The 24,781-nt window shown below is 68.3% G+C and carries 17 protein-coding genes; 1 reads left to right on the top strand and 16 read right to left on the bottom strand.

The window, feature by feature from the left end:
• Positions 1 to 430 precede the first annotated feature (430 nt).
• The gene (locus AC5P9P_RS10750) at positions 431 to 796 is read left to right on the top strand and encodes a hypothetical protein (protein WP_033834854.1); all 366 of its coding nucleotides are present in this window, start codon (positions 431 to 433) and stop codon (positions 794 to 796) included.
• Between the two features lie 22 nt (positions 797 to 818).
• Here the strand turns inward: AC5P9P_RS10750 and pncB are convergent, their stop codons facing one another.
• From pncB to AC5P9P_RS10670, 16 genes are all read right to left on the bottom strand, one after another.
• On the bottom strand, positions 819 to 2,000 hold the full coding sequence (pncB, locus tag AC5P9P_RS10745; RefSeq protein ID WP_049402409.1) for a nicotinate phosphoribosyltransferase: 1,182 nt from the start codon (positions 1,998 to 2,000) through the stop codon (positions 819 to 821).
• 101 nt (positions 2,001 to 2,101) lie between these two features.
• Positions 2,102 to 2,941 (bottom strand): glycosyltransferase family 2 protein, encoded by an 840-nt coding sequence (locus AC5P9P_RS10740; protein ID WP_033834856.1) that lies wholly within the window; start codon positions 2,939 to 2,941, stop codon positions 2,102 to 2,104.
• Positions 2,938 to 3,789, bottom strand: a complete 852-nt coding sequence (locus tag AC5P9P_RS10735) for a glycosyltransferase family 2 protein (protein WP_495232768.1) — start codon at positions 3,787 to 3,789, stop codon at positions 2,938 to 2,940. The genes AC5P9P_RS10740 and AC5P9P_RS10735 overlap by 4 nt, the downstream gene beginning before the upstream one ends.
• 678 nt (positions 3,790 to 4,467) lie before the next feature.
• On the bottom strand, positions 4,468 to 6,669 hold the full coding sequence (gene gspD / locus AC5P9P_RS10730) for a type II secretion system secretin GspD (protein WP_495232767.1): 2,202 nt from the start codon (positions 6,667 to 6,669) through the stop codon (positions 4,468 to 4,470).
• 9 nt (positions 6,670 to 6,678) lie between these two features.
• Positions 6,679 to 7,479, bottom strand: coding sequence for a type II secretion system protein, XpsN-like (locus AC5P9P_RS10725; RefSeq protein WP_033834383.1), 801 nt, complete (start codon positions 7,477 to 7,479; stop codon positions 6,679 to 6,681).
• Positions 7,469 to 8,182 (bottom strand): type II secretion system protein GspM, encoded by a 714-nt coding sequence (gspM, locus tag AC5P9P_RS10720; protein ID WP_049432183.1) that lies wholly within the window; start codon positions 8,180 to 8,182, stop codon positions 7,469 to 7,471. The genes AC5P9P_RS10725 and gspM overlap by 11 nt, the downstream gene beginning before the upstream one ends.
• The gene (locus AC5P9P_RS10715; protein WP_049403932.1) at positions 8,157 to 9,302 is read right to left on the bottom strand and encodes a PilN domain-containing protein; all 1,146 of its coding nucleotides are present in this window, start codon (positions 9,300 to 9,302) and stop codon (positions 8,157 to 8,159) included. Before AC5P9P_RS10715 ends, gspM begins: the two co-directional genes overlap by 26 nt.
• Positions 9,299 to 10,162, bottom strand: a complete 864-nt coding sequence (locus AC5P9P_RS10710; RefSeq protein ID WP_005408029.1) for a type II secretion system minor pseudopilin — start codon at positions 10,160 to 10,162, stop codon at positions 9,299 to 9,301. Before AC5P9P_RS10710 ends, AC5P9P_RS10715 begins: the two co-directional genes overlap by 4 nt.
• Entirely contained in the window at positions 10,159 to 10,791 is a 633-nt protein-coding gene (locus tag AC5P9P_RS10705) for a type II secretion system protein J (RefSeq protein ID WP_005412204.1), read from the bottom strand. Before AC5P9P_RS10705 ends, AC5P9P_RS10710 begins: the two co-directional genes overlap by 4 nt.
• Positions 10,788 to 11,213 (bottom strand): type II secretion system protein XpsI, encoded by a 426-nt coding sequence (gene xpsI, locus AC5P9P_RS10700; RefSeq protein WP_005408027.1) that lies wholly within the window; start codon positions 11,211 to 11,213, stop codon positions 10,788 to 10,790. Before xpsI ends, AC5P9P_RS10705 begins: the two co-directional genes overlap by 4 nt.
• Positions 11,210 to 11,704, bottom strand: a complete 495-nt coding sequence (gene xpsH / locus AC5P9P_RS10695; RefSeq protein WP_111108385.1) for a type II secretion system protein XpsH — start codon at positions 11,702 to 11,704, stop codon at positions 11,210 to 11,212. The genes xpsI and xpsH overlap by 4 nt, the downstream gene beginning before the upstream one ends.
• A gap of 6 nt (positions 11,705 to 11,710) precedes the next feature.
• Complete coding sequence (gspG, locus tag AC5P9P_RS10690) at positions 11,711 to 12,154, bottom strand: type II secretion system major pseudopilin GspG (protein WP_004142831.1); 444 nt, start codon at positions 12,152 to 12,154, stop codon at positions 11,711 to 11,713.
• A gap of 49 nt (positions 12,155 to 12,203) precedes the next feature.
• Positions 12,204 to 13,424 carry a type II secretion system protein XpsF gene (gene xpsF / locus AC5P9P_RS10685; RefSeq protein ID WP_005408025.1) on the bottom strand — a complete coding sequence of 407 codons (1,221 nt, stop codon included), beginning with the start codon at positions 13,422 to 13,424 and terminating at the stop codon, positions 12,204 to 12,206.
• A gap of 24 nt (positions 13,425 to 13,448) precedes the next feature.
• Positions 13,449 to 15,170 (bottom strand): type II secretion system ATPase GspE, encoded by a 1,722-nt coding sequence (gene gspE, locus AC5P9P_RS10680; RefSeq protein ID WP_005408024.1) that lies wholly within the window; start codon positions 15,168 to 15,170, stop codon positions 13,449 to 13,451.
• Between the two features lie 137 nt (positions 15,171 to 15,307).
• Positions 15,308 to 17,200 (bottom strand): S8 family serine peptidase, encoded by a 1,893-nt coding sequence (locus AC5P9P_RS10675; RefSeq protein ID WP_049432189.1) that lies wholly within the window; start codon positions 17,198 to 17,200, stop codon positions 15,308 to 15,310.
• A gap of 157 nt (positions 17,201 to 17,357) precedes the next feature.
• The gene (locus AC5P9P_RS10670; protein WP_184013772.1) at positions 17,358 to 24,539 is read right to left on the bottom strand and encodes an ESPR-type extended signal peptide-containing protein; all 7,182 of its coding nucleotides are present in this window, start codon (positions 24,537 to 24,539) and stop codon (positions 17,358 to 17,360) included.
• Between the last annotated feature and the right edge of the window lie 242 nt (positions 24,540 to 24,781).

Genomic DNA, 24,781 nt, shown 5'->3' with positions numbered 1-24,781 from the left:
ATGGAAGTAGAGGAGGAAGCAAGGAGCACTGCCGGGCGAACAAGACCCATCCTTGCGTCTCACCTGTGGCCGGATTCGGACATACGTTCCCCTGAATCCGTGACGCACGTATATGCACAAGTGTGATGAAAGTCTCATTATTTTTCTGAACGCCAATTCATTGACGCTATAAATGTGACGTGCTAGGCGAAATGATGGCCTCAAAGGTGCGGGGATTTGGCGGTCGCCGGATCAGGTCGGAAACGACCTTGGATGACGCTTCAGGTGGCGCGTTCGGCATGCACGGAAACAGGCCTTTCTCAGGTGGAAATCGGCTTCTTTGATGCGCATCACTCTTTCTTGGTGATGGGCCTAGCAGATTCGGAATCGTCCTATTAAAGGCTGATCGAAGCTGTCGCTAACTAGGACACACCGAACCAGAGAACGTGTCATGAGAACCTCCCTTCTGCTGTGCGTGGCCCTGATGTCCATCAGTGCCGTGGCCCAGGCCAGCAGCGGCAGCATCCGCTTCAGCGGCCGCATCGTCGAACCGGGCTGCACGACCAACCTGTCCCAGGGCGAGCTGAGCCTGGCGGCCTGCCCGCCGTCGGCCAAGGGCTCGACGGTGGCTGTGACGGCGCTGGCCGATGGCCAGGCCGCAACGCTGCGCGATGGCAAGCGTCAGGGGCAGAAGCTGTCGGTGTCGGCCAGCGCGATGCGCGCCGGCGATATCGCCTTCTCCGAGCGCTACAGCGTGCAGGCCTCGAAGCAGCAGCCGCTGCAGGGCGCCTACCTGGTCGTTGTCGACTACCTGTAAGCAGTACTGAAGGCCGGCGCGGTTACGCCGGCTGCGGCAGCTCGAAGACCTGGCGCAGGTAAGCCAGGTAACCCGGGTCGTCGCACATGCTCTTGCCCGGCGAATCGCTGAGCTTGGCCACCGGCTGGCCGTTGCAGCGGACCATCTTGATGACGATGTTGAGCGGCGTCGGACCCAGATCATTGGTCAGGTGGGTGCCGACGCCGAACGCGACCTGGCAGCGACCACGGAAGTAGTCGTACAGGCGCATGACCTTGGCGATGTCGAGCCCATCGCTGAACACCAGCACCTTGCTGCGCGGGTCGACCCGGCGCTGCTGGAAGTGCGCCAGCATGCGGTCGCCCCAGTCGAACGGATCGCCGGAGTCATGGCGGACACCGTCGAACAGCTTGCAGAAGTACATGTCGAAATCGCGCAGGAACGCGTCCAGGCCAACCACGTCGGACAGCGCGATACCCAGGTCGCCGCGGTACTCGCGCGCCCACGATTCCAGTGCCGCCACCTGCGAATCGCGCAGTCGTGGGCCCAGCGCCTGGAACGCCTGCAGGTACTCGTGCGCCATCGTGCCGTGCGGGGTCATGCCATAGAGGCGGGCGAAGTGCACGTTGCTGGTGCCCACCAGCTGCGGGCCCAGTGCATCGCGCAGCAACGGCAGCAGGCGCGCGTGCCAGTCGCGCGAGTAGCGGCGGCGGCTGCCGTAGTCGGCAATGCGGCACTGTTCGAAACCGGGGGTATCGCGCAGCAGCGCGGCCTTGGCCTGCAGGCGGCGCTCGCCTTCGGCGAAGTCAGGCGTGGTGGTGTTGCGGAACCAGACTTCGTTGATGATCGCCAGCAGCGGCACTTCGAACAGGATGGTGTGCAGCCAGGGACCGGTGATGTCCAGTTCGATCTCGCCGGGCACGGTTTTCGACGCACGCAACTGGATGTACTTGCGGTCCAGGTGGAACAGGCCGAGGAAATCGGCGAAGTCCGGCTTCACGAAGCGCAGCCCACGCATGTAGTCCAGTTCCGCGCTGCTGAAACGCAGGCTGCACAGGTGGTCGATCTCTTCGTCGATCTGGTCGATGTAGCGGGCCAGGTCGATGCCGGGGGTGCGGCACTTGAACCGGTACTGCACCTGGGCGCCGGGGTGCTGGTGGAGCACCGCCTGCATCATGGTGAACTTGTACAGGTCGGTGTCGAGCAGGGACTGGATGATAGGCATGGGGCGGATTATGCGCCCGGACGGGTGAACCGGGGGCGCCGCCCGTGGATCCACACCCTGCATGGATGCCCCTATCCATGCAGCCGAGCGCGGGCTCGGCTCTACAGGGACCGGCGCAACAGGCGCGGCACCAGCATCACAGCGTGGGCCCAGATCGCGCCCCACACCGCCACCCGCACCGGCAGCGAACGCTGCTTCGCTTCGAACTTCTGGAAATAGCGCCACAGGCCCTTGTGTTTGTGCCATTCAACGAAGAACGGCCGTGAGCGGCTGGAGACACCGCGCACATGGGTGACCTGCAGGTCGTTGGCGATCGCCACCACCGCGCCAGCCTCACGTGCGCGCCGGCACAAGTCCAGGTCTTCGGCGTGCAGGCGATAGCCGGCGTCCCAGCCACCGATGCGGTCGAACAGCGCACGCGGCATCAGCAGCAGCGCGCCAGACAACGCCGGCACCCGCTGCAACGCCTGCTGCGGATCGCGCGGGACCGACAGCTTCGAGCCTTTGCCGGGCGAACGCAGCATCAACAGGAAATCCGGATCACGACGGCGCACGGCCTCGTCGGCATGGCCATGCTCGTCCAGCTGTTCGACACCCAGCAGGCAATCCCCCAACCGTTCGGCACGACTGCGCAGCTCGGCCAGAGTATCGGGCTCAACCATCAGGTCCGGGTTGATGAAGGCCAGCCACGGGCTGTGCGAATCGGCCACCCCCTGATTGTTTGCGGCGGCAAAGCCGGGATTGTCCGGATTGCCGACAAAACGCACGCGCGGGTCGTGGCTGGCATGGCGCTGCACGATATCCAGCGTGCCATCCATCGAGCCGTTGTCGATCACCCGGATTTCGGCCACGTCCCGCGCCTGGCGCAGGCGCGAGAGACAGGCATCGATGGTGCTGCCGCTCTGGTAGGTGACGACGATGGCGGCGATGGCAACATTCAAACGGGTGGCTCCGGCGCGGAAGGAACGAACAGGTCGCCCTGTTCCTTCGGCATTATCGCCTGCCGCATGCGCTGCTGCAGGTCGGCACGCAGCCCGTGCAGCGGGTCGTGCATCAGGAAGTCCGCCAACCGAGGCACCCAGCCCGGCCAGCGCGCGGCCAGCGCTTCAAGATCGCCGTCACGGCTGACCGCCTCCCCCGCCCGGCTGACGAAGGCGGTCTCGCACAGCACGTTGCGCCATCCCAGGCCGGCCATGCGCAGGCTCAGGTCCACCAGCGCCGCGTTCCAGCCGGCGTAGCTGTCCACGTCCAGGCCCCCGGCACGTCGACGCGCGTTGCCCCGCACCAGCACCGCATGGGTGACTGCGGACGGCAGCTCGGGGTGCAGGGTTGGCAATGTGGCACAGGTATGCGCCAGCAGGGCCGGATCATGGGGTTCGGGATTGATTTCGCCCAGCCGTGGCCACGCAGCGGTCTCGCCGGCATTGCACCACGTGGTTGCGGTGGCGATGGCGGCATCGCGGGCGAAGGTGTCCTGCAGCTGCTGCAGCCAGCCCGGCGCGGGCACGCTGTCCGGTGCCAGCACCGCCACGTCCATGCCATCGCAGGCGCGCAACATCTCGTCCAGGTGGGCCACCTCGCCCAGCGGCCGCGCGCGGCGGGTGTACTCGGCCTGCAGTGGCGTATGCGCCAACCAATGTTCCACCACCGCCTGCGCGCGCGGCCCGGTCTGCGCATCGTCGGCCAACCAGACCGCGGTGCCCGGCGCGGTGCCGGCATCCAGTGCGGCCAGGCAGCGGTCGAGCGCGGCATCGTCCACGCACAGCGGCAACAACACGATCGCCCCCATCCCGCCTCCGTGGTTGTCGGTAGCCACAGCCTAGCACCGGGAGGGTATCGGCCGGGTTGCACCCGGCACCCGCTTCAGGCCAGAGCCGAAGCCGAAGCAGCAGCAGAAGCCGGCTATCCGTGGGATGGCGGGGGGGGTCCGGTTGCGGGGGACGCTGCAAGTCCCCCTTCCGGGGCCCGGCCCAGCCGCTGGCGGCTGTGCGTTCGGGCGCTTGCGAAGCAGTGCTTCGCAAGCAAAGCGCCCTCACCCATGTAAGCTCGGTCGCCGCATCCATGCGGCTCACGCCCCCGCAACCGGACCCACCCCGCCTTCGACAGTTTTCCGCGATCTGCCTGCTCTTCTGTAGAGCCGAGCCATGCTCGGCTCAGATCTCACAGATTTCGAAATATTCGATTTCGATGGAGAGTCATCCACGCATGGCGTGGATCGTGTCGACCAAGGTCGACACCTACCAACAGCCGCGGGGATCTGTCATACGGTGGGGCGGTGTGGGTTGGCAGGACCGTTGGCGCCATGGATGGCGCCATCGAGCCCCCAGGGACGGGTTTACGGCGTGTCCTGCCAACCCACACAGCCCCGCCACCCCTCAGTAAACCCGCTGTTGCCGTTGCTCCGGCTCCGGCTCTGGCTCTGGCTCCGGCCTCTGCGGGTGCCGGGCGCAGCCCGGCCGCAAACCCCTTACTTCTTTGCGCGCGGCTGGTTCAGCGGCTCCATCGCGCGGAAGCGCTGGCTGTACTCATCGGTCAGATTCCGCGCTTCCTGCCCGTTGCGCACGATGCTCGGGGTCAGCAGCACGATCACCTCCGAACGGCGGCTGGTGCGGCTCTTCTGCCCGAACAGCGCGCCGACCACCGGAATCCGGCTCAGGCCGGGAATGCCGCTGCTGCCATCGGTGGCCGAATCGGTGATCAGGCCGGCCAGCATGATGGTGTCGCCGCTCTGCACCGCCGCTTCGGTCGACAGCTTCTTGGTGGAAATCCGCGGGTTGCAGTTGCGCTCGGTCGGATTGCAGTTGTCGGGCACGTTCGAGGCGCTGCTCACTTCCTGCACGATATCGAGGAACACCGTGCCATCGCGGGTTACGCGCGGGCGCACCTTCAGGATCACGCCGGTGTCGATGTACTGCACCGAACTGTAGGTGCCGGTGCCGATACCGGTGTTGACCGTGGTGGTGTTGATCGGCACCTTGTCGCCCACGTTGAGCGTGGCCTCGGCGTTGTTGCGCACGAACACCGAGGGGGTCTGCAGCAGGCGTACATCGGTGACCTTGTCCAGCGCGCTCACCACCGCCGCACCATTGTGGCCGGTGAATGCCCAGCCCAGGCCTTCGCCCCCGGTTGCGGCACCGGCGAAGCTGCTCCAGGAGCCACCCGCTGCTGCCGGCAGGGTCACGCCGCCCAATGCTCCCGTCAGGGCACGCCCGACCACGGCATTGTCGAAGAACCAGTTCACGCCGTACTTCAGGTCACCATCCAGCGACACCTCGGCCACCTGGGCTTCGATGTGCACCTGCAGCGGCATCACGTCCAGCTTCTCGATCACCTCGCGGATCGAGCGCCAGGCCTGCGGGCTCGAACGCACCAGCAGGGTATTGGTCTCCTCCACCGCCGAGACGCCCACGCGATCGCCTTCCACTTCCAGGCTGACGCTGACGTTGCCGGACTGGCGCTGCGGCAGGTTCATGCTGCCGTTGCCGGCACCGCTGGAACCGCTGCCCGGGGTCGAACCGAAACTGCTGCTGTTGTTGCTGTCCATGCCGCGCTCGCCGTCGCTGCCCAGCTGCGATGGAATCGCGCCGGGTGCCAGCGATGCCGGGCTGGAGCCGCCGCGGTTGCCGCTGCTGGCGAAGGCTTCACTCAGCCGCTCGGCCAGGTCGCGCGCCTTGATGTAGCGCAGCTCGTAGGAGAACAGACGGGCGCTGCCACCGGCGGTATCGATACGGTCCAGCCACTGCTGGATCTGGTCCAGGTAACGCACCTGCGGGGTGATCACCAGCACGGCGTTGGCGTTTTCCAGCGGCAGGAAACGGAACATGCCGGCGCTGGGGGTCTTGCTCTCCTCGCCGAACACCTTCTCCAGATCGGCAGCGACCTGCTCGGCCTTGCCCGACTGGATCGGGAACACGCCCACCGACATGCCCGAGAGCCAGTCAACGTCGAAGATCTCGACGGTGCGCATGTAGTTTTCCAGCTCGGCGCGGGTGCCACCGAGGGTGATCACGTTGCGGCCGCTGTCGACGTTGACGATGGCATTAGGCCGCGCATACGGCTCCAGCACCTTCTTCATCTCGGTGGCGGAGATGAACTGCAGCGGGATCACCCGTACCTCGAAGCCACGCGCACTGGCTGCAGGCGCCGTGCTCGGCGCAACCGTACCGGCCAGCGCCTGGTCGGCAGCGACGATGTTGTAGCGGCCACCGCTGTAGACCATGCGGGCATTGTTCCAGCCCAGCACCATCTCCAGCAGGTTCAACGCCTGCGCTGGCGACACCGGCTTGGGCGTGGCCAGGGTGACCGTGCCCTGCACGCCCGGTGCGATCACGTAGTTCTGGCCCAGCATGTCACCCAGGATGGCCTTGACCACCGCGTGCACCGACTCGCCTTCGAAATTGAAGGTTGCTTCACCGGTGCTGGCGCCATGCAGCGCCGGTGCCGGTGCACGTGCTGCTTCGCGGTTGATCATGGTGCCGGTGCCACGGCGGATCACCGCCTGCGGAGCGCCCTGGGCGTCACGGGCAGCATCTGCTGCGACATCAGCTGCCTGGCCGGCCTCGGCAGTGGGCGACAGATTGCCCTTGCGCTGCACATGCGGCGCGGACACGGTGCTGCAGCCGACCAGCAGCGCGAGGGCAAAGGACCAGGGAAGAAAACGCAGGCTCATGCATTCACTCTATCGGTTGGTGCCATCGCCCGGGGGCGGCGACGGTTGTTGCTGCTGTTGTTGCTGCAGCTGGCGGCGACGGGCCTGGATGCGTTCGCGGATGGCCTGCATCTGCGCTTCGCTGGGGCCATTGGTGTTGGCAGGAGGTGCCGCGGCGGCGGCTGATGGCACGCTGCTGGCGGGCTGCGGCTGCGCGGTTGCGGTTGCGGTTGCAGCAGCCGGAGGTGGGGATGGCATCGGCGGTGCACCCGCCGGCGGTGGCACAACGACCGCACCCGCCGGCGGCGCGCCATTGGCACCCCGCAGTACGGTGGGCGGCTCGCCGCCCTGGCCATTGAACACGGCCAGTTCCAGCACCTGGCTGCCGCTTGGGCCGATCACCGTGGCCTGGCGCGGCGCAAGCCCCACAAGTTGCCAGCCGTCCACCGCTTCGCCGTTGAGGCGCAGCCGCAGCGAACGGTTCTGTTCGGTGGTGAAGGTGGCCATGCCGAAGTCGCCGGTCAACAGCACGCCGGTCAGGCGCAGCGCGGCGCTGGCGGCCGGCTCGCTGCCACCGAGCAGGTAGGGCTTCGGCCTGCGGTCCTCGGCGAAAAGCGGTCGCTCGCCGATCGCGCTGTAGCTGTCGGCGCTGGGCATGCGTTCTGCGGCCAACGGCGGCAGCACCGGCAGCGAAGGCACCGCATCGGCATCGCCATCCGCACCTGGCAACTGGCTACCCAGACCGAAGCCGGTGGCCAGCCAGACCGCCGCAGCCCAACCGGCCAGGGCCAGCAGGAAACCGGTGCGCAGGCTGATCTGCTCAAGTTTCATCAGCGACCTCCTGTCCCTCGACCGGCGCCGCCGGTGCGGGGGCGGGTGGCGCTGAAGGCGGCTGCGGCGCGGACACCGGTTCGGCGGCAGGCGTCGGCGCACTGCCATCGGCTGCTGCACCGGGCAGCAGGTAACCGGCCAGTTCGAATGACACATCCAGGCCAAGCCCGGATTCATTCGGCGACTGCTGGAAGCGCTGCGCGATCAGGTTGAGGTTGTCGACGAACAGGCGCGGGCTGCCGGTCTCCAGGCTGTGCAGCACCGTGGCCAGTTCGGCCACGCCACAGCGCAGGCGCACCTGCATGGCCACGCGCACGAACTCGGCGTCCCGGCGGTTGTCGGTGAGCGGCGTGCGGTTGCTGATGGTGCAGCTGCGGTTGCCCGGGCTGGCCATCGCCACCGCGTCCTGCAGCTTCGCGCCCAGTGCGGCGGCGGCGGCCTCGGCAGTGGCCTCACGCAGGAAGCCCGGCCGTTGCTGCAGGGCTTCGCGGGTGGCTCGCAGGCGCTGCTCGATCTGCGGCTTCTGCTGCAACTGTGCCTGCACGCGCGATTCGCGTTCGCGCAGTGCGGCGACATCGGCATCGATCTCGCGCAGCGGCTGGGTGAACCACGGGTGCACCAGCAGCAGATAGGCCAGGCCCAGCACTGCCAGCAGCAGTGCCAGTGCCAGCCAGCGGTCACGGCGTGCGCTTGGCATCGGCATCGGCCGCCTCCCGGGTCGGGGCTGCCGTCGGCAACGGCTGCAGTTCAGCGGTCATGGTGAAGCGGTCGCGGCCGCTGGCGGCACCATCGGCCTGCAGCACGCCGGTCAGGTTCACCTTGCGCCACTGCGGCGCATCCTGCAGCAGCTGCACCAGCTGCGATGCCTCGCGGCTGAGCCCGATCAGCTGCAGGTTGTTGTTCTCGATGGCCAGTTTTTCCAGGTACGTCCCCTCCGGCAGGCGCCGGGTCAGTTCGTTCCAGATCTCCACCGTACCGGCGCGCTGGCCGCGCTGCTTTTCCAGGAACGCAGCACCGTCGATCAGCGCCTGCAGCTGGGCACGTTCGCTGGCCACGCCACGCGCACTGCGCGCACTGCGCTCAACTTCGGCACGCAGTTCATCAGCTGCCGCGCGGCGGTTGTCGAGCAGCTGCAGGCCAGCCAGCACCAGCATCACCACCGCGGCCACCGCCAGCAGAAGGTTCCAGCGCCGCATCGGGTCGGCCTGCAGCTGACGCTGCGCGGGCGGCAGCAGGTTCACCTGCAGGATGTTGCCCTGCGCATCGATGGCATCGACACCGGACAGTGCATCGGCCCATTGGCCCACGTTGCTGCGCCAGGCCTCGAGCTGCCGCAACGGCCAGGCCACCAGTTCGACCTGCAGCTGGCCCTCGCCCGCCGCGCCACGTTCACGCACGTCATAGCTGACCTGGCTGGATTCGAACGGCGTCTGCCGGTCGATCTCGAAGCCGACCACCGCACGCAGGCGGTCAGCCGCCGCCGCTGGCAGGCGCAGCTGCCGGCGCAGCACATCGCCGGCCGGCAGCAGCCACACCCGCGGCAAGCTGCGCAGGCGGGCTTCCAGCACGCGATCCAGTTCGGCCGGTGACAGCGGCCACGGCAGCCGCACCACCGGTTCGCGGCGCTCCCCCGCCTCACGCCAGACCTGAAGGTGGTCGCCTTCGCGCTGCAGCAGCAGGCGGGCCTGCGCCCAGCCCAGTGCCCACTGCCAACGTGCCGGCACCCAGGCCAGCAGCGATTGCCGCCACCAGCGCAGGAAACGGCCGGCGCCAGGGCCGATCCGGCCCTGTACCTGCCGCACACTGTCCTGCCATGCCGTCATCTTGCTGTCATTCCCTGCTCCCAGCGAAGCACTGTGTAGGACCGCCCGGGAACCCCGCCCGAGCCATTGCGTACCACTGCCTGCAACACCGACCGGCGTCCACTGCCGTCGGTTGCACGAGACTCGATACTATAGGTGCCGCTGCTGCTGGCAAGCGTTGTCGCACCGCCAGCGGTATCTGCGTCACGCTCCTGCTGTGCGCGCTGCGCCAGCACGGTATCCGCATCCAGGCCCAGTGCGGTCAGCACCGGCGCGCTGGCAAACTGGGGATCCGGGCGCGCCTGGCGGCTGTACAGGGTCAGGTGCGGCAGCATGGCCTGGTACAGCGGGCCGCGCATGCCGAGTACCCGCTGCAGCTCGCCCAGCGTCTCGAAACGCTTGTTGCGGGGGCCATAGGGCAGGCCTGCCGCGGCATAGTCGGGCGCTTCGGCACCGCCGCCGGGCTGCAGCAGGCTGTCCTCGTCGCGCCAGTCGACGATCGCGCCGGCCAGCTGGCGGGCCTGCGCTTCGTCTTCACCCAGCGCCTTGAGGAAGGCGCTCAGCAGAGCCACGTCGGCCAGGTTCAGGTTGATCTTGCCGTTCTCGTCCAGCACCTTGATCTCGATGCTGGCGTCATCGAACTGCCAGCGATAGACACGGCCATCGGCGCGCCAGGGCGCCCGCTGCGGATCGGCGGACAGGCGCGTCAGCGCGTACTCAAGTCCCGCCCGTGCACGCTCCTGGCCTCGCGCATCATCATCCAGCACCCGCTGCTGCAGGTGCTCGACCCGCGCGCTCAACGCGAACGCGCCCACCAGCGCCGTCATCAGGGCGATCAGCCACAGGACCAGTACCAGCGCCGCGCCGTGCGCCCGGCTCATCGCGCTCCTCCACTGCCGCCCGCGCGCGGAGCGACCACCAGTGCAGGCCAGGGAGCGCCCTTGGCGGGCACGATCTGGATCTCCACCAGCATCGGCAGGCGCCGGGTGTCATCCCAGCGCGGCGTCCAATCAGTCACCTGCCCGGTGCTGGCATCGATGCCGCGATAGCGTAGTTGCACCGACTTGAGGTTCTCCACCAGCACCTCCGGTGGGCGCGGCGGAGTTTCGGCGATGCGCTCGCCCTCCTGCAGCAGCACCAGGTCGAGCAGGAGGCGTTGCTGGCCGCTGCGGCCATCCACCTGCAGTGCGTGCAGGTAGGCACCGCCACGGCCCAGATAGCCCGGTAGATCGGCCGCGAACAGCATGCGTTGCTCTTCGCCCTGGAAGAAGATCGGTTCGCGGGTGGGATCGGGCACTTCCAGCGGCGTGCGCAGCGCACCGGCCAGCTGCCGCCGCAGCAGAGCCTCGACCGCACGCATGCGTTCGCTCTCGGCGGCAATCTGCTCGCCACGCTGGCTCACCGCCATCGCCGAGCGCACGCTGGCAAAGGCCAACGCCAGGCCACCGGCCAACAGCACCGTGGCCAACATCACTTCCACCAGGGTAAATCCTGCGGCGCGTCGCTTCATCGCGCGCTCTCCAGGTCCGGCGGCAGCAGGCGCAGGCTGCGCCAGCGCAGTTGTTCGCGTTCGCCTTCGCCCCAGCGCACCTGAAGCTGCAGCTCGGCCAGCCAGGGAGCCCCCGGCGATTGCGCCTGTGCCTGTACCGCGTTGGCGGCACGCGGCTCGACCCATGGCTGTACCTGCAGCTCCCAATGGTATCGGCCCTGTTCCCAGTCGCCCTGCTGGCTGCCCACCTGCAATGGCGCGGCGACACCGGCTTCGGCCAGCAATGACTGCGCATGCAGCACCGCACGCGTGCGCAGCTCGGCCTCCCGGACCTGTTTCGCGCCACCTGACAGGCTGCCCAGCAGCAGCGTCAGCGCCAGGCCCAGCAAGGCGAAGGCGATGATCACTTCCAGCAACGTGAAACCACGCGCCTGCCGCTTCATGGCGCCTGCCACGGGCCGGAGCGGACCTCGCCGGTCAGCCAGCCGACATCGATGCGCCATTCGGCGCCCTCACGTTGCAGGCGGATGCGGCCACCACTGGAGCCACCATCGGGATGGAACTCGATCACGCCCTGCCCCGGCGCGGTGGCCAGCTGCGCGGCACCTTCGAACTGCACCTGCAGCTGCGTCGGCACATCGCCCTGCCGCTGGTTGGCCCCCTGCCAACGGCGACGCGCCGGTTCGATCACGAAGCGCTGCGGCTCACCGCGCGCGATGGCCTGGGCGCGCACCATGCGCAGCTGGTTGGCGATGTCCTTGCCGGCGCTGCGCAGCTGCATGCCGGCAAAGCCGCGCGACAGACCCGCAGCGGTGATCAGGCCGATCGCGGCGATCAGCGCGATCACCAGCAGCATTTCCAGCAGCGACAGGCCCGCTGCGCGCCTGCCGTGCAGGCGCGGGCGAGGCAGCCGGCGCTGCAGGAAATGCGTCATGCCCGGTTACGGCTGGTAGCGGATGTCAGCGTCGACGCTGCTGCCGCCGGCCTTGCCGTCCTTGCCCAGGCTGATCAGTTCATACGGCTGGCCTTCGCCCGGCGCGCGGTACTCCAGCGCGTGGCCCCACGGGTCATTCAGGTCGGCCGGCTTGGCGTACGGGCCCAGCCAGCCGCCGACACCTGCCGGTGCGGTCACCAGATCGTTGAGCGAGCCAGGCAGCTTGCCGGTATCGATCTGGTAGTTGTCGACCTTGGAGGCAACGGTCTGCACCTGGGCCTTGGCGATGTTCGCCTTGCCACGATCGGCACCGCCCAGCACGCGGCTGGCGACCAGGGTCAGCACCGCGCCGATCAGCACGATGACGATGATGATCTCCAGCAGGCTCATGCCCGACTGGTTGCGCGCGGCAGTGAAGGAAAGGCGGATCGGTCGACGGGAAGCAATCATGGTCGGTCCTTTCAGTTGCGGAGTGTCGGGGTTGCGTAGGGAGCCATCATCAGCCGATGGCATTGGTCAGGTCGTACAACGGCACCAGCACGGCGACGATCACCGCACCGACCACCGAGGCCAGCACCAGGGTGATCGCTGGTACCATCGCGGCCAACAGGCGGTCGATGCGACGGGCGCTGTCCTGTTCAAACGTGTCGGCAGCTTTCAGCAGCATGGTATCGAGGGCACCGGATTCCTCGCCGACCTGGATCATCTGCAGGGCCAGGCGTGGGAAACGCTTGCCGCGTGACAGTGCCAGCGACAGGCCGGCACCGTTCTTCACTTCGTCGGCGGCCGCTTCCACATCAGCGGCCAGCGCGCGGTTGCCCAGCACGTTGCGTGCGATGCCCAGCGCCCCGAGCAGCGGCACGCCATTGCGCAGCAGGGTGCCCAGCGTGCGCGCCAGCCGCGCGGTTTCCAGTTCGCCCAGCAGGCGGCCGATGCCGCGACGCTGCAGCAGCCATCCATCCAGCGCCAGCCGGAACGCCGGTTGCCGTACCTTGCGTTCGAAGAACAATGCCAGCAGTGCGGGCACTACCAGCAGCAGCACCCACCAGTCGCGCACGAACAGGCCCAGCTGCAGCACCGCATTGGTGAACCACGGCAGCGCCACGTCCAGGCTTTCGTACATCTGCGCGAACTGTGGCACCACGTAACCGAGCAGGAACAGCAGCGCACCGCCCACCACCACCAGCAGGATGGCCGGATAGACCAGTGCGTTGATCACCTTGCCCTGCAGCGCGCGGCTGCGTTCGAGGTAGTCGGCCAGCCGCTGCAGGGTCTCGTGCAGGCTGCCACCCGCCTCGCCGGCACGCACCATGTTCACGTACAGGCGCGAGAACAGGCCGTGCTGGCGCTCCAGCGCGGTCGACAGCGGCGCACCGCCGCGCACCACGTCGCGGATGTCGGTGATCGCACGCCGCGAGCGTTCGTCTTCCGGAAGCCCGAGCAGGATCGACAGTGCACGGTCCAGCGGCTGGCCCGCACCAAGCAGGGTCGCCAGCTGCTGGGTGAACTGCAGCAGCGCCGCGCCCTGCAACGGGCGCTGGCGCAGCAGCGTGCGCCAGCTGCTGCCGCCGACCACGCCGCCATCGGCCAGCTGGGTCTCCATCGGCAGATGGCCCTGATCCTGCAGGCGCGCGACCAGTTCGGCCTCGCTGGCGGCTTCCATCTGCCCGTCGAATATCTCGCCGTGCGAATTGAGCGCTTTGTAGCGGTAGTTCGGCATGTCAGCCCCGGCGTCCTGCGCGCATCAGCTTTCCTCGGTCACGCGCAGCACTTCCTCGATGGTGGTCTGGCCGCTGAGTGCTTTGGCCAGGCCATCCTCGTACATGGTGCGCATGCCGGCTTCACGGGCGATGCGTTCGATCTCGCCCATGCCATCGCGGCGCATCACCGCACGCCGCAGCGCGTCGTTCATCACCAGGAATTCCATGATGGTGGTGCGGCCCAGGTAACCAGTCGGCGCCAGTGCCGAAGGCTTCGGGCGGTATAGATGGATCGGCCCTTCCGGCTGCAGGCGGCGCAGCTCGAAACGCTCGATCTCCTCCGGCGAGGCTTCATAGCGCTCGGCGTGGGTCGGCTCCAGCCGACGCACCAGGCGCTGGGCCAGGATGCCGTTGATGGTGGACGTGAGGAGATAGTCCTCCACGCCCATGTCGAGCAGGCGGGTGATGCCGCCGGCCGCATTGTTGGTGTGCAGGGTAGACAGCACCAGGTGGCCGGTCAGCGCCGACTGGATCGCGATGCGCGCGGTTTCCAGGTCGCGCATTTCGCCGATCATGATGATGTCCGGGTCCTGGCGCACGATGCTGCGCAGTGCGTTGGCGAAGTCCAGGCCGATCTGCGGCTTGGCCTGGATCTGGTTGATGCCCTCGATCTGGTACTCGACCGGATCTTCCACCGTGATGATCTTGACGTCGGCGGTGTTGAGCTGGCTCAGCGCGGTGTACAGCGTGGTGGTCTTGCCCGAACCGGTCGGGCCTGTGACCAGCAGGATGCCGTGCGGTTGTTCCAGCACTTTGCGGAACTGCGGCAGGAACGCATCGGTAAAGCCGAGACGATGGAAATCGAACACCACCGTTTCGCGGTCGAGCAGGCGCATCACCACGCTTTCGCCGTGCGCGGTCGGCACCGTGCTTACGCGCAGGTCCAGCTCCTTGCCCTGCACGCGCAGCATGATGCGGCCGTCCTGCGGCAGGCGGCGCTCGGCGATGTTGAGGCGGGCCATGATCTTGATGCGGCTGATCACCGCTGCGGTGAGGTTGGCCGGCGGGCTTTCGCCTTCCACCAGCACGCCGTCGACGCGGTAACGCACCTTCAGCCGGCTTTCGAACGGCTCGACGTGGATGTCCGAAGCGCGCAGTTCCACCGCACGCTGGATCACCAGGTTGACCAGGCGGATCACCGGCGCTTCCGAGGCCAGGTCGCGCAGGTGCTCGATATCGTCGACCGCGCCGCCCTCGCCGTCTGCGGTTTCAACAATCGCGCCCATCGCGCTGCGGCCCTGGCCGAACCAGCGCTCGACCAGATCATCGATCTCCGCACGCATGCCCAGCACCGGGGTCACCGGTACGCCAAGTGCCAGCTGCACAGCCTGCTGCGGATAGGGATCGTGGGCATCGGCCAGCCACAGCCGTACACCCTGTTCATCCAGCGCCAGCGGGCATACATGGAACTGTTTGAGGAAACGCAGGGACAGCGGCAGGCCCTCGGCCAGACCCTGGGGCGGTGAATCCGGCAGCTGCTTGCCATCCAGCAGCGGCAGGCCCAGCACCTCGGCGCTGGCCTGCGCCTGGTCACGTTCGGACACCAGCCCCAGCCGCACCAGCAGGCCAAGCAGGCTGCCGCCGGCCTCCGCGTGCAGCGGCCGTGCCCGTGCAAGATCGCTCTCCTTGAGGCGGCCACGCGCCAACAACGCATCCAGGATGCGGCCTTCGGCGTCGTCGGCAGCGGTTGCAGCAAGGGCGTTCACGTGACTCTCCTGTCAATCGGCTCGACTTTAGCAGTTACGTCGTGATTTCCGTCGCCCCGCCGCCCGCTTTCGTAAAAAGACGAAGCCCGTCACATGCGGGTGACGGGCTTCGGCCATTCAACTACCGCATTGCGCGCTTACTGCGTGGCGAGAATGCTCACACCGCTGTAAGCCGCCTCGCCCACCACCTTGATGTAGTAGGTGCCGGCAGTCGGTGCCGTCACCCGCACCGTTTCCGAGGTGCCCGGACGGGTCGAGCGCGCATCGTTGTCGGTGGCACTCGGCTCGCGGCCCTTGGCCAGGTAGACCGACACGTTGCCGGTGCCACCATAGGTGATGACGCTGAGCTGCTTGCCTGCCGCGGCTTCGAAGCTGTAAAGCACGCTGCTGCCGGCGGCACCACTCAACCCGCCGATGGCCACCTTGTTGGTCAGCGGCTTGGCCACCGGCCCGCAGTTCTCGGTGCACGGCTCTTCCAGGGCCTTGTCCAGCGCGGCCTTGGCATCGACGATGCCGGTACCGATCGGGGTGGCGGACGGAATGCTGACCGGGAACGGACGTGCCGTTTCCTTCAGCAGGGTACGCATGCCCGCCGGCGCGAGCGGGTCGCGGTTGGCGGCGATCAGCGCGCTCTGCACCAGTGCGGCGACGGCAGCCACATGCGGTGCCGCCATCGACGTGCCAGCCTTGCCGCCAAGGGTGTAACCCTCGGTGGAACCGGCTGCCGGCGGCGACGTCTTGCTGCTGGACACCGCCTGCCAGACATAGCCGTTCGGATTGCCGTCGGTGACGCCACCGCCCGGGCCGGACAGATCGATGCGGGTACCGAAGTTGGAGTAGTAGGCCATGGCGCCGGTGATGCCGGTCGCGCCGACCGAGACCACGCCATCGCAGTTGGCCGGGCGGGCGTTGGCGACATTCATCGAGTCGTTGCCGGCTGCCACCACCACCAGGGTACCGCGGTTGGTGGCACCGGTGATGGCCGCCTGGTAGGCCGGATCGCAGCTGCCGGAGCCGCCCAGGCTCATGTTGATGATCTCGGCCGGATTCTGGTTGGCAGGAATGCCGGCCACGGTACCGCCCGAGGCCCAGGTGATGGCGTCGGTGATGTCCGACAGGGTGCCACCGCAATAGCCGAGCACGCGCACCGGCAGCACCTTGGCCTTGTAGGCCAGGCCGGCGGTATGCAGGCCGTTGTTGGTGGCCTCGGCGATGGTGCCGGTCACATGGGTACCGTGCCAGCTGCTGTCGCGTACCGGCGAACCGTCGTAGCAGGCATTGGCGGTGGGCATCCAGTCACCGTAGTCGAGTGCACCTGGCACGCGGCCATCGGCGGCACGACGCGAGCGGCTGGCCTGGCTGATGAAGTCGTAGCCCTCCAGCAGGGTGCCGGCGGCAAAATCCGGGTGCTCGGGCAGGATGCCGGTATCGAGCACGGCCACCACGATGCCCTCGCCCTGCGAGACGTCCCATGCGGCCGGTGCGTTGACGCCGCCGACCGGGTTGTGGAAGTGCCAGTTGTGGCTCTGGTAGTAAGGATCGTTGGGCACGAAGCTGGGCGACGCATCGGACTTCGCGACGGCGTCCGCGCGCGGCGACGACGCGGCATCGATCGGATACATGACGGCGTCGGCCACCGCATATTCGACGGTCGGGTCAGCCTTCAGTTCGCCCAGCACCTTGTCCAGTTCGGCGCGCGCGATCCCTCCCTGCAGGCGGATCAGATCGGCACCGATGCCGAGCCTGCGGGCCACCTGCGGGCGCAGCGCGGCACTGCGCGCAGCTGCATTGGTGCCTGCCGGCACGGCGCGCGCGATGGCCGAGTTGACCACGGCCAGCTTGGCATTTGCATCGGCAGCTGCGGCGCTGCCAGCGCGGTACTTCACGATGATGCCATCAACCTGCTGCGTCTTCGGGCCGGACAACGGCGCATTTGCTTTCAGGTCGGCGGCCTGTGCCAGGCCAACACCGGTCAGCGACAGCACGGCGGCTGCCAACACATTGATGCGAAGGTTCTGCTTCTTGATCACGTCGAATTCCTCTTCTGGGTCATGGATCGAACCAACACTGCGGCCATCATTCCTTGACGACTCCCGGCCGGCCCAGCCGGGATTGCCGTGACCTCCCCCCAGGCCCTCGTTGCAGGTGCTGCGCCGGCGTGGGTGGCCGCCGGCGCGATGGAGTGGCTTACCAGCCGAAGCCGGCACCGACGCCGACCGAGCTGTCGTCGCTGCTGAAGGCACCGCCGACCGTCACCGTGGCGCGATCGCTGATCGCACGCTGGTAACCCAGCGAGAGTGCCGATTCGCCGCCCTGGAAGCCGATGCCGACGCCGACCCGGTTCTGGGTGCGGATGCCGGCAGCACTGGTGGCCATGTTGAGCATCGCCGCGCTCATCGCGCCCTGGCGGTCGATGCGGCGATCCATGTGCCGCAGGCGCCCGTCGACCTCGCCCTTGAACACATCGAAGCTGTCGGCGACGGCCTGCACGCGGCTGTCGGTGTAGCTGTTGGCGGTGGCCATGCCACGATCGAGCTGGCCCTTGTTGACCGCATCGGTGGCGGTGGTACCGGCCGCAACGTTGGTGACCTGGCGCTCGTTGCCTTCGCTGCCCACCGACACCGTATTGGCACGATCGGCAACCGAGCCCTGGCCCAGCGCCACCGCGTTCGCAGCAGTGGCACTTGCGCCCTGGCCTATGGCGGTGGAGGAAGCGCCGCTGGCCACTGCACCGTCGCCCATGGCGACCGCGTTGAGACCCGATGCCGAGGTGCCCACCGGGATGCCCGCACCCGCCGCCGCAGCGGTCGGCGTGCCCTGCACGCGTGCGGTGCTGGCCGGTGCCGCATCGGCCGCCGCCGGTGCTTCGGCAACGCTGGCCAGTGCGCTTTCATCCAGCGAGGCACTCATCGAACGCAGGCTGGCCGTTCCCGAACGCGTACCACCGGCGGTGCGGCGGTCGATCTCGCTGACCTTGCGGTCCAACGCACCCAGCGCATCACCGACGTTGCTGTAGGTGGCGCCCTGGATCACGTAGTTCGGTGCCACGAACACGCCCTGCATGCCGACACTGGCGCCGCCCCCCAGGAAGCCGGCGGCATCGCTGAGCGACTGGAACAGCTGGCCGCCATTGATCGCCTGGCGGCTGCCGGCGGCGATGCTGCCGGCACCGACGTTGTCGATGGTGGTGCCCTGGAAGCCGGACAGGGTCAGGCGGTCACGGCTGGCGTCGTCGTAGCCGACTGCACTGGCCGCCGTGGTCTCCACCGTCGCGATGCGCGAATCGAAATCACCGACGCGGGTTTCCACCGCGCCCACGCGCTGGTTGGTGACATTGAGCTGGGAGCCGGTCACCGCGTCACTGCTGCCGGCAGCGATGCGGCCATCAGCCACGTTGACGATGCGGCGCGTGGCCGGGCCATCGGTGCCGTTGCCACCACCGACCGACACCACGTTGGCATCGAGTGCGCGCGAGCCCGCACCCAGTGCCACCGAATTGGCGCCGGATGCACCGGCGCTGCTGCCCAGGGCCAGCGCACCATTGCCGATGGCCGCGGCGTTGGCACCCAATGCGTTGCTGCGCGCACCACTGGCACTGGCACCGGAACCGAGCGCGGCCGCATCGCTGCCGCTGGCACTGGCGGTCCCGCTGCCGGTGGCCTTGACGTAGCGGGCGGTGCCATCGGCGGTTGCGGCGACGGCATCGAGCTGGCCACGGTTGACCGCATCGGTGCGCTCGGTACCGGCGGCGACGCGGGTGATCTGGCGATCACTGGTGCTGCTGCCGACCGACACCGTGTTGGCACGATCAGCCACCGAGCCCGAACCCAATGCCACGCTGCCTGCAGCGCTGGCGGTGGCACTGACACCCACCGCCGTGGCGTTGGCGGCGGAGGCCTTGCTGCCGTAGCCGACCGCGGTGCCGAGGCGACCGCTGGCATCGGCGTAGCTGCCGATGGCCGAAGCGCCGTCCGCCGAAGCAGTGGCGCGGAAACCGCTGGCCTGCGACTGCGTGCCGGTGGCAGCCGCCTGTGCGCCGCTGGCGGTGCTGTAGGCGCCCTTGGCCTGGGCACCGGCACCGGTGGCGCTGGCGCCGGTTTCGCTGGCGCTGGCACCGCTGCCTACCGCCACGCTGTCGACACCGGCCGCCTGCGCGGCGTTGCCCAGTGCGGCAGCGTTGTTGCCGGTGGCCAGGGCATCGAAGCCGACCGCCGTGGCGTTGGCGGCCATGGCGTTGGCGCCGCTGCCCAGCGCGGTCGCACCGTTGCCGATCGCATTGGCCGCATTGCCGGCCGCCAGCGCATTTTCACCATCGACCAGTGCACCGGCCTCGCCATCGGCATTGCCGCTGGCCTGGAACTGGCGGCTGGTCTTATCGGCGACACTGGCAACGGCGTCGAGCTGGCCCTTGTTCACCGCATCGGTGGCTTCGGTACCGGCGGCAACGTTGGTGACCTGGCGTTCGCTGCCGGCCTTGCCAACGGCCACCGTGTTGTCGCGGTCAGCCTTGGAACCGGCACCGAGCGCAACGCTGTTGCTGCCATTGGCGGTGGCGTTTGCACCCAGCGCCGTGGCGTTGGTACCTGCCGACCAGGCATTCCAGCCGATGGCCGTAGCGTAATCCTCGGTGGCCCACGCACCGGCACCGAATGCTGCCGCACCGGTGCCACTGGCGCGCGACGGAATCAGGCCGAAGAAGGTGCTGCCGCCGATCGCCACGCTTTCCGCACCGCTGGCTTCACTCGACTGACCCACCGCAACCGCGCCGGTGCCCGCCGCCGCGGCCCCGAAGCCCACCGCCGTGGTGTTGGCACCGCTGGCAGCCGAGCCGTAGCCGAGTGCGGTGCCAAGGCGACCGGTCGCTTCGGCATAGCCACCCACCGCTGTGGTGCCATCGGCGGAGGCCGCGCTGCGGAAGCCGCTGGCAAGGGACTGTGCGCCACTGGCGTTGGATTCGGTACCGTTGGCGGTGCTGTAGACACCGCTTGCCTGTGCACGCGCGCCCGCCGCGCTTGTCCCCACTTCGCTGGCGCTGGCGCCGCTGCCCAGGGCCAGGCTGTCCTCGCCGGTGGCCTGTGCGGTGTTGCCCAGTGCCGCCGCGTTGGTGCCGGTCGCCAGCGCATCGATGCCGACGGCGGTGGCGTTGGCGGCCAGCGCATTGGCACCACTGCCGAGCGCAGTGGCACCGTTGCCGATCGCGTTGGCCGCATCACCTGCTGCTAGCGCATTGTCACCCTCCACCAGCGCGCCGGTTTCACCATCGGCATTGCCACTGGCCTGGAACTGCCTGCTGGTCTTTTCCGCAGCGGCGGCTACGGCATCGAGCTGGTTCTTGTTGACCGCATCGTTGCCCTGCGTGCCATCGGCCACGTTGGTGATCTGGCGGGTGTTGCCGCCGCCGCCCACCGATACGGTGTTGTCGCGGTCCGCAATCGAATCCGCACCGAGCGCCACGCTGTTGGCCGCGCGCGATTCCGCCGCGTTGCCCAGCGCGGTGCTGTTGATGCCCCCCGACCAGGCGCCACCGCCCACCGCCGTGGAGTAGTTGCCCGAGGCTTCGGTAGCCAGCACGCCGAACAGCGAGCCGCCGACGGCGACGCTGTTGGTGCCGGTGGCCATGCTCCCCTGGCCGGTGGCGGTGCTGTAGGCGCCGGACGCTTGCGAATCACCGCCCAGCGCCACGCTGTTGGAACCCGAGGCGTTGGCGAAGTTGCCAAAGGCGGTGGCATTGAAGGCCGAAGCCTGTGCGTAGCCGCCGATGGCGGTGCTGTAGCCACCGGTGGCTTCGGCACCGATACCGAATGCTGCCGCGGCCGTGCCGCTGGCCACACTCTCGCTGCCGACCGCGGTGGCACCACTACCACTGGCGTTGCTGAAGTAGCCCACGGCTACGGCTTCTTCGCCGGAGGCTTCGGACAAGGCACCGCTGGCGGTGCTGCCCGCGCCGCTGGCGATGCTGGCCGCGCCGAACGCCGCACTCTGCTCACCGCTGGCTTCGCTTTCCGCACCCTGCGCGGTGGCGTATTCGCCGGTGGCCTGTGCATTGGCGCCTACGGCACTGGCATTGGCGGCGGTCGCCAGCGCGTTGAAGCCGATCGCCTGCGCGTTGCCGGCCAGCGCATTGGCACCGCTGCCGAGCGCGGTGGCGCCATTGCCGATGGCGTTGGCCGCATCACCTGCGGCCAGCGCGTTGTCGCCCTCCACCAGCGCACCCGCCACATCGTCGCCGTTACCGCTGGCCTGGAAGAAGCGGCTGGTGGTTGTGGCGGTGCTTGCCACCGCGTCCAGCTGTGCCTTGTTCACCGCATCGGTGGCCTGGGTACCGGCGGCGACGTTGGTGACCTGGCGCTCGTTGCCACTGCTGCCCACCGACACCGTACGTGCGCGGTTGGCGAACGAGCCTGCGCCGAGTGCAACGGCGTTGCTGGCACTGGCGTTGCTGCCCGCACCCAGCGCGATCGCACTTTCGCCGCCGGCCACCGTGTTGGTGCCGATGGCGATGCTGTTGATGCTGTTGCCCAGCGCCTGGAAGCCCAGCGCCACGCTGTTGTCGCCATAGCCGAAGGCACCACGGCCGACTGCGGTGGCGCTGGTTCCGTTGGCCCAGCTGTTGTAACCGATCGACGTGGCGCCAGCGCCGCTGGCCCACGCCGCGTTGCCGAACGCCGAGGCATTGGTAGCGGTCGCCCACGCACCGGAACCAAAGGCGCTGGCGCCGCTGGCGGTGGCCCAGCTGTAGCCGCCCACCGCGGTACTGTCATCGCTGCTGGCAAACGCACTGTCACCCACCGCCACCGCATACGCGCCGGTGGCGCGCGACTTGCCGCCGGCGGCGAAGCTGTTGTCACCACTGGCCTTGGCCGCATTGCCGAAGGCGCTGCTGGCTGCACCGCTGGCCTGCGCAGCGCTGCCGACCGCCGTGGCATCGGCCACGGCCGTGGTACCCACCTGCTGCGCCTTGCCATCTGCACCGATGATGGGTTGGTTGAACTCGTCGTAGGCCTGGCCCAGGCCACCGATGGCGACACCGCCATTGCCGGTGGCCGTGCTGTTGCGGCCCACCGCCACGCTGTCATCGCCGATGGCCGACGCGGCCGCGCCATGTGCAACCGCGCCGACACCGATCGCATTGCTCGACGAACCGGCCGCGATGGCACCCTCGCCTTCCGCCAGCGCACCGGCATCACTGCCAGCTTCAGGCTGCGCCTGGAAGAAGCGCGCGGTGCTGTCGGCAGTGCTGGCCACCGCATCCAGCTGCGCCTTGTTCACCGCATCGGTGGCTTCACTGCCGGCTGCAACGCTGGTGATCTGCCGCTCGTTGCCGGCACTGCCGACGGCCACGCTGTTGGCACGCACCGCTTCGGAGTTCGCGCCCAGCGCGACGCTGTTGGCGCCGCGTGCCGTAGCGTAGTAGCCCACTGCGGTGCTCTGCGCACCACTGGCCCAGGTCTGCGCGCCAAGCGCGCTGGCGTTCTCGCCCGGCGCATAGGCGAAGTAGCCCACCGCGGTGGCTTCGGCGCCGGAGGCTTCGCTGAGGCTGCCGTTGGCCACGGCACGGTCGCCGCTGGCGATGGCGCCGGCACCCACCGCGGTCGCGGCTTCACCACTGGCCTGTGTCTGTACGAAGAAGCCCAGGCCGGGAATCAGGTCGGCCGGGCCACCAATGGCGACGCTGCTGGTGCCCGTGGCATTGCTCTGCGTACCCAATGCCGTGGAGTAATCACCGATGGCATTGGAGACCGCACCGAACGCCGACGCCTGCGCGCCGGACGCATAGGCCCCCACGCCATAGGACGACGCGGCAAAACCGCTGGCATCGGCACTGGCGCCGACGGCCGTGCCACCCACGCCGGCACTGGTGGCGCCGGTGACCACCGGCACGCCACCACTGGTGATCAGCGGGTTGCCGTTGGCATCCACCGCAGTGCCACCGACGGCCACGCTGCCCGGTCCGTTGGCCTGTGCGTTGTTGCCGAATGCTGCGCTGTTCTGGCCCGAGGCCAGCGCGTTGTTGCCCACCGCAGTCGCGTTCTGCGCAACGGCAGTGGCACCGGCACCGACCGCCGTGGTGCCAGTGCCGATGGCATTGGCGGCCTCGCCTGCGGCCAGCGCGTCGTCACCTTCAGCCAGCGCACCGGCATCGCTGTTGCTGCTGCCGATGGCCTGGAAGCGCTTGGCGGTGGCATCGGCCACTGCGGCAACATCCTTCAACTGGCCAACGTTGACCGCATCGGTATCTTCGGTGCCGGCGGCAACGCTGGTGATCTGGCGGGTCAGGCCATATTCGGCGGCACCGACGGACACGGTATCGACACGGTCAGCCAGCGAACCGGCGCCCAACGCCACGCTGCCGGTAGCGACCGCGGCCGAATTGGAGCCCAGCGCGGTGCTGTATTCACCGACGGCCGTGCTGAACGCACCTACTGCAATCGAGGCTTCGTTGCCAGCCGTGGCGCCGCGGCCCAATGCGGTACTGCCGGGGCCCATCGCTACGGCACCGCCACCGACGGCGGTCGCGCCATCGGCGGTGGCTTCGGACAGTGCACCCAGTGCCGTTGCTGCACCGTTTTCGCTGGCGGCGTAGGCGCTGGCACCGACGGCGGTATCGCCAAGGCCGAACGCTGCTGCGCTTTGCCCGACCACCACGCTGGCATCGCCGATCGCCAGCGCGCCCTGGCCGAATGCGCTGGCGCCGATGCCTGCAGCAATGGCCTGGGTACCGATGGCAGTGGTGGCGTTGGCCAGCGACTGCGCACCGGCACCGGCGGCCAGTGCGCCCTCGCCCTCGATCTTCGCCGCGTCGCTGTCATCGCCTGCGCCGTCGGCCTTGAAGTACCGGTTGCCGTCGGCGGCCACGTCGGCCAGCGCGGCCTGCGTGGCGCGCGCCTGCGCGTCCAGTTGCGCCTTGTTCACTGCGTCGGTCGCCTGCGTGCCTGCGGCGACATTGGTGACCTGCCGTTCCTTGCCGGCATCGCCGACGGAGACGGTGTTGGCACGCGTGGCTTTGGAGCCGGCACCCAGCGCCACGCTGTTGGCCGCACTGGCACTGCTGTTGCTGCCGATCGCCACCGCATTGCTGCCCTTGGCCGTGGCCGAGCCTTCGATCAGGCACTTTTCGAGCAGCTTGCCGCTGAATGCCACGCAGGTGGCGCTACCGCCGATCTGCACCGACTGTGCGGTGGCAGAGCCACTCATGCCCAATCCCAATACCAGGCCCAGTGCCACCGCCAGCAGTGCGGGCGTGGCCTGTGTCGCACCGCGGCGCTGGTCGACGACCCCACCGCTGCTGCTGTCGGAGGAAGCCAGTTCCGAGGCCACCACCAACTGACCCAATGCTTTGTTCCAGACCTTGCGATAAATCCGATTCATCGGTACGGCTCCTGATTGGACTGGTTTTGGGCAAAGCAACGCCACCGCTGGGCTTTCCGGCCCAACGTCCCCTGGGGGCGTTTATTCGCGTGATTTACTGCGGGGTATTGCCGAACGGCGCGCAGCGACAGAAAACCGAGCGCGTGCGCCAACCGGTTACTGCGAAATGAATGATTCTGAAACGGGGTTCAAGTGTTAACGGCAACTTTGCAGATCGTCAAGACTTTGACACGACAAATCCT

The sequence above is a fragment of the Stenotrophomonas sp. YJH_SMC_14-1 genome, from assembly GCF_059372275.1.
Note: the sequence above shows the minus strand (reverse complement) of the source record. Positions and strands in the feature narration are given on the sequence as shown.